The sequence below is a fragment of the Saccharomonospora halophila 8 genome, assembly GCF_000383775.1.
GTDB lineage: Bacteria > Actinomycetota > Actinomycetes > Mycobacteriales > Pseudonocardiaceae > Saccharomonospora > Saccharomonospora halophila.
Window position 1 is genome coordinate 52480 of the sequence record NZ_KB912557.1, and the last position, 4776, is coordinate 57255.

Annotated in this window: 5 protein-coding genes; 4 read left to right on the top strand and 1 reads right to left on the bottom strand. The window is 71.5% G+C overall.

Features of this window, described 5'->3' with window-relative positions; all coding sequences use genetic code 11:
• The first annotated feature begins 69 nt into the window (after positions 1-69).
• Positions 70-1518 (top strand): flavin-containing monooxygenase, encoded by a 1449-nt coding sequence (locus SACHA_RS0112660; protein ID WP_019810347.1) that lies wholly within the window; start codon positions 70-72, stop codon positions 1516-1518.
• A 133-nt stretch (positions 1519-1651) separates the two neighbouring features.
• Here SACHA_RS0112660 and SACHA_RS0112665 read toward each other — a convergent pair whose 3' ends face one another.
• Positions 1652-2428 (bottom strand): SDR family NAD(P)-dependent oxidoreductase, encoded by a 777-nt coding sequence (locus tag SACHA_RS0112665; protein ID WP_028663138.1) that lies wholly within the window; start codon positions 2426-2428, stop codon positions 1652-1654.
• A gap of 219 nt (positions 2429-2647) precedes the next feature.
• Between SACHA_RS0112665 and SACHA_RS0112670 the strand changes: the two genes are divergently transcribed.
• The 3 genes from SACHA_RS0112670 to SACHA_RS25430 all read left to right on the top strand — a co-directional run.
• Positions 2648-3115: a helix-turn-helix transcriptional regulator gene (locus SACHA_RS0112670; RefSeq protein WP_019810351.1), complete on the top strand. Its 468-nt coding sequence runs from the start codon at positions 2648-2650 to the stop codon at positions 3113-3115.
• Positions 3116-3238: 123 nt separating this feature from the next.
• A complete protein-coding gene (locus tag SACHA_RS0112675) occupies positions 3239-3775 on the top strand; it encodes a hypothetical protein (RefSeq protein WP_028663139.1) in 537 nt (178 codons plus the stop codon).
• The coding region (locus tag SACHA_RS25430) for an MAB_1171c family putative transporter (RefSeq protein ID WP_019810356.1) at positions 3775-4776 on the top strand (1002 nt) is incomplete at its 3' end. The genes SACHA_RS0112675 and SACHA_RS25430, both read left to right, overlap by 1 nt.

The following is a 4776-nucleotide window of genomic DNA, read 5'->3' on the forward strand; positions in this document are numbered from 1 at the left end:
GGCGCTCGTCCGCCGCAGGGGCGACGGCCCGGCGCTGTCCGGCACGGCCACCGGGTCCCGGGCCGCGGCATGACCGCCACCGACCACGTCGACGTGCTCATCGTCGGCGCCGGACTCTCCGGGATCGGCGCCGCGCACCACCTCCGGTCCCACCTTCCCGAGTACACCTTCACCCTCCTGGAGGCGCGCGACGCCCTCGGGGGGACGTGGGATCTGTTCCGCTATCCGGGAGTGCGCTCGGACTCGGACATGCAGACCCTCGGCTACCGGTTCCGTCCCTGGAGACGGTCCCGGGCCCTCGCCGACGGGCCGTCGATCCTGCGCTACATCCGGGACACCGCGGCCGAGGCGGGGATCGACCGGCACGTCCGCTACCGGCACCGGGTCGTGCACGCGTCCTGGTCCAGCGACGATTCACTGTGGACGGTGGAAGCCGACCACGACGGCACCACCGTCCGGTTCACCGCGCGGTTCCTGAACGTCTGCAGCGGATACTACCGCTACGACGCCGGATACTTCCCCGAGTTCCCGGGACTGGAGCGTTTCCGGGGAACCGTGGTGCACCCGCAGGAGTGGCCGGAGGACCTCGACCACAGTGGACAGCGGATCGTCGTCATCGGCAGCGGGGCCACGGCGGTGACCCTGGTGCCCGCCCTGGCCGACAAGGCCGCCCACGTCACGATGCTGCAGCGCTCCCCCACCTACATCCTGTCCCTGCCGTCCGAGGACCGCCTGGCCGGACTGCTGCGCAGGGTGGTGGGGCCGCGTGCGGCGTACCCGGTGGTGCGCTGGAAGAACATCGCCGTGAGCACGTTGCTCTACCAGCTCAGCCGCAGACGGCCGAATCTGGTCCGCAGGCTCATCCGCGAGGCCACGATCCGGCAGCTCCCGGCCGGCTACGACGTCGACACCCACTTCCGGCCGGACTACGACCCCTGGGACCAGCGGTTGTGCTTCGTGCCGGACGGCGATCTGTTCACCGCCGTCCGCCGGGGCGCGGCCTCCGTGGTGACCGACCACGTCGAGGAGTTCACCGGGTCCGGCCTCCGCCTGCGGTCCGGTGCCGAGTTGGAGGCCGACACGGTCGTCGTGGCGACCGGGCTGCGGCTGCTGCCGCTCGGGGGGATGCGACTCACCGTCGACGGTCGCGAGGTGCGCCTGCCGGAGACGATGGCGTACAAGGGGTTGATGCTGTCCGGGGTGCCGAACCTCGCCTTCACCGTGGGCTACACGAACGCGTCGTGGACGCTGAAGGCCGACCTGGTGAGCGAGTACGTCGTCCGGCTGCTGCGGCACCTGGACCGGCACGGGTACCGGCGGTGTGTCCCGGTCGACGACGATCCGTCGGTCACCGCGCGGCCCCTGCTCGACTTCGACGCGGGCTACGTCCGGCGTTCGATCGACGAGTTCCCCCGCGCGGGATCCCGGCAGCCGTGGCGGCTCGGGATGAGCTACGCCCACGACCTCGTCACCCTCCGCCACCGCCGACTCGACGACGGCATCCTCCAATTCACCTGACCAGCTCCCGGCCGCCGTTGTGCCGTGAAGGACTCCTTCACTGCGTCAGATGCAGCGAAGGAGTCCTTCACGGCGCCACACGCAGGGAAGGGGTCCTTCACGGCACACCCTGACGGCCCCGCCGCGCGGACGGCTACTTCGGGGGCATGCGGATGCCGCCGTCGACGCGGACGACCTCGGCGTTCATGTAGGAGTTCGTGACCAGTTCCAGCACCATCGAGGCCAGCTCGTCCGGGGTGCCGAGGCGCTTCGGGAACAGCACGCTCTCGCCCAGCTTGGCCTTGAACTGCTCGGACTCGGGGCCCTCGCCGTAGATCGGGGTCTCGATGAGCCCCGGGGCGATGGTGTTGACCCGCACGCCCACGGCGGAGAGGTCGCGCGCGACGGGCAGGGTCATGCCCACGACACCACCCTTGGACGACGAGTACGCCGCCTGCCCGATCTGCCCGTCGAACGCCGCCACCGAGGCCATGTTCACCACGGCCCCGCGGTCGCCCGACCCGGTGGGCTCGTTGCGGCTCATCGCCGTGGCCGCGAGCCGCAGGGTGTCGAAGGTGCCGATCAGGTTGATCCCGACCACCTTCTTGTACAGGTCGAGGCTGTGCGCGGAGTCGAACTCCCCGTCCTTGCCGATCGTGCGCTGCGCGGACCCGATGCCGGCCGAGTTGACCAGCACCCGCAACGGGCCCAGTTCGACGGCCTTGTCCACGGCGGCCTCGATCTGCTCGGTATCCGTGACGTCCACATTGACGTACACGCCGCCGATCTTCCGGGCGAGGGCCTCGCCCTTCTCCGCGTTCAGGTCGGCGACGACGACGCGCGCCCCACCCGCCGCGAGCCGACGCGCGGCGGCGGCCCCGATGCCGGAGGCACCGCCGGTGACGATCGCGCTTGCTTCTGTGATCTCCATGCGGCCGAGCATAGGCCCCGGCACGGCGACTGTGGGAGGCCGCGTCGCGTGACCGACGTGCGTTCGGGTCCCTCGTCCCGGGCGCGGTCAGGCACCCCCTTCGGCGCGACCTCCCACATGATCACTGTTAACAGGTGTTGCGGCGCCGCGTCAACAATTGTTGACAACACGCCACGGGTTGTACAGTGCGCGGGCCACCGCTGAACCCCCGGAGTCCCCATGAGTGAGAGCCCGACGACCTTCGCCGAGAAGCTGGCGTTTCTCATCGAGACGATGCACCCGGACTCGCGCGGGCCGTACGACGACGAGGAGCTGGCGCGGGCCCTGGGGGTGTCCCGCCAGTACGTGTGGCAACTGCGCACGGGCCGGCGCGACGAACCGCGGCACAGCGTCGCGATGAAGATCGTGCGGTTCTTCGGCGTGCCGGACGACTACTTCGTCAACGACGACACGACCGTGGCCGTCATGCGCCAGGTCCAGGACCTGCTCCAACGGCGGGACGGCGCAACCGGCGGGACCGACCCCCGCGACGACGTCGAGCTGCGCCGGCTCACCCTGCGCATCCTCGGCCTGTCGGCCGAGGAACGGGAGACGGTGTCCTCCGTGGTGGAGGAGATCCGCTCCTACGAGGCCCGGTCACGACACCACCGCCCCCGCCGCAAACCGGCCCGACCCGACGGGACCTGATCCACCGGGATGCGTCAGGATCATGGTGGCTCCATGTGTCCACCCGGTCCCGTGCCGTGGTGTGTGCGGACGGCTCCGCACGCCGCGGGGCCGGTCAGTCCGTCGTCGGGAAGGGGCGACACGGTGAAGTACGCCGACGCGCGGCGCCGCTGCGTGGCGCTGGTGGACGACGTCCTCGTCCGGACCGGGCTCCCGCGGCCGTGGGACGTCAACGCCTGGCTCGACCGGTTGGAACGGGTGCGCGGGCGCGGGGTGGACCTGTGCGCGCTGTCCTGGTCGCCGGGGGATCCCACCGGTGCCTGGCGCAAGCACGGCGACCACGACGTGATCGCGTACGCGGCGAACACCACCGGGTTCCACCAGGACCACATCATCCTGCACGAGGTCGGGCACATGCTGTTCGACCATGCCGGCCGCTGCCTGCTGTCCCACGAGCAGACGCGCAGGCTCGCGCCCGACCTCGGCGCGGCGGCTTTCGCGCACCTGCTCGACCGGCTGAGCGGGGGCACGGAGGAGTTCGAGGCCGAGCAGTTCGCGCACCTGCTGCACGCCCGGGTCGCGACCCGGACCGCGCCGCGGCCGCGTGGGCACCGTCCACCCGGCGACCACGGCAGTGCCGCCACCCTGGCCCGGCTGACCAGCACGTTCGACGAGGTCTGATGGATTCGGTGGTGATGGTGGCCGCGGGACTCGTGGCCGTCACCGGTGGCGTGACCCGGTTCGCGAGTGCCCGGAGCCCCGTCGCCCCGGCGACCCGGTACCTGTGTGCGGCGGTGATCGCGGCGGGGCTCTCGGCCGCATTGTCCGCGCCCGCGGTCCTCGCCGCCGCGGTACGGGTGGAACCGTCGCCGAACTTCACCCGGTTGGTGGTCAACGGCATCGGCATGGTCGCCGCCTGGTGCCTGCTCAGTCTGCTCACCCACCTGGTCACCGACGATCCCGCGCGCGCTCGGAGGGCGGTACGGATCCAGGCGGTAATCCTGGTGTCCACGATCGCGGCCATGTCGGCGTTGTTCCTTTCCGCGGACCTCACCTACCGCCCGGACTTCCTGAACGCCTTCGCCGACCGGCCGCCGGTGTACGGGTACCTGGTGCTGTTCAGCGGCTACGTCGGCTGGAGCATGGCGCGGTTCGTGCACCTCCTCGGCCGCTACCTGCACCTCACCGACCGCCGGTGGCTCCAGGTCGGAATGCGCACGATGCGGGCGGGTTCGGCCTTCGGGGTCGGCTGGGCACTGCACAAACTGGTCGCCATCACCTCGGTGTTCCTCACCGGGTCGCCCTACCCCGGTTCGGACACGCTCGCCTGGGCGCTGCCCGCCGCCTGTGTGGCGCTGGTCGCGGTCGGGGTCTGCGTCCCGGTGTGCGCGCCCGTGCTCGCGCGGGCGGCGCTGTGGTGCCGTCGCCACGTCCAGTACCGCCGCCTCCGCCACCTCTGGACCACGCTGCGACCGGTGATCGCCGAGATCCGGCACACCACGGTGCGGGGGTCCATCCACGAGCGACTCAGCGCGCGGGTGGTCGATATCCTCGACGCCCTGCTGGTACTGACGCCGTACCGGAGCGACGGGGCGCCCCGGCGACGCAGCGGGGCGGCCGATCCCGGGGTGGAGGCCGCGCTGATCATGGACGCGCTGCGCCGGTGGCGGGAGGGGGCGGCG